This window comes from Acinetobacter sp. ANC_7634, assembly GCF_056779875.1.
Map to the genome: position 1 here is coordinate 1 of NZ_JBWYIT010000033.1, position 524 is coordinate 524.

Sequence of the window (524 nt, forward strand, 5' to 3'; positions counted from 1 at the left end):
CACCACAACCGCATCACCTTTACGCTGTGGAATAGTCACAGGCACGATTTCTTGATCAAAGAAACCGCGTGCTTGCGCTGCAGCCGTACGTAGTTGGCTGGTTAAAGCAAATTGGTCTTGATCAGCACGGCTAATATTGAACTGTTCAGCCACGTTTTCAGCCGTTTGCGGCATGGTTTCAACACCATACATTTCTTTAAGCTTCGGGTTGATAAAACGCCAGCCCATGGTGGTGTCTTCAATCTTTTGACTACGACCAAATGCACTCTCAGATTTACCCATCACAAATGGGGCACGTGACATAGATTCAACACCACCTGCCACAATCACGTCAGCTTCACCAGCTTTAATGGCACGCGCGGCCATTGCTACGGTATCGAGTGATGAACCACATAAACGATTGACTGTGGTTGCAGGTACTGTATAAGGAATCCCTGCTAAAAGCGCCGACATACGACCGACGTTACGATTATCTTCACCGGCTTGGTTGGCACAGCCAAATAAAACGTCATCGACGACATTCC

General features: G+C 48.1%; 1 protein-coding gene. It reads right to left on the reverse strand.

The genetic code is table 11. From position 1 onward, the window contains the following. On the reverse strand, window positions 1–524 hold a 524-nt coding region (locus AC1M9A_RS14395; protein WP_481610489.1), incomplete at both ends, for a thiolase family protein.